The organism is Desertibacillus haloalkaliphilus (assembly GCF_019039105.1).
GTDB lineage: Bacteria > Bacillota > Bacilli > Bacillales > KJ1-10-99 > Desertibacillus > Desertibacillus haloalkaliphilus.
In genome coordinates this window covers 1-405 of record NZ_JAHPIV010000226.1, presented here as the reverse complement: position 1 = coordinate 405, position 405 = coordinate 1, and the positions used below count along the sequence as shown (strand labels likewise).

General features: G+C 50.1%; 1 protein-coding gene. It reads left to right on the top strand.

The features are described from left to right. Positions 1–405 (top strand): hypothetical protein (locus KH400_RS29860; protein WP_217228174.1); only part of this gene is annotated, 405 nt, incomplete at both ends.

Genomic DNA, 405 nt, shown 5'->3' with positions numbered 1-405 from the left:
AAGAAGGGGGGGGGGAAAAAGGAAAAGGAGAGGGGAGGGAAAAGGAAGGAAGGAAGGGAAGGAGGGAGAAAGGGGGGGAGAGGGGGGAAAGGAGGGAAAGGAGAGAGAGAGGGGGAAAGAGGGGGAAAAAGGGGGAAAAAGGGAAGGAGAGAGGAAGGAAAGGGAAGGGGAAAGAAAAGGAAAAGGAAAAAAGGGGAGAGGGAAAGGAAAAGAGAGGAAGAAGAGGGGAGAGAGGGAGAGGAAGGAGAAAGGGGGGAAAGGAGAAGAGAAAGAAGAAGAGGAGGAAAGAAAGGAAAAGAAGAAAAAAAAAAAGAAGAAAGAAGAGGGAGGGGGGGGAGGAGAAAGAAGGAAAGAAAGGAGGGAAGAAGGGGAAGAGGGGGAGAAAGAAAAAGGAGGAAGGGAAAA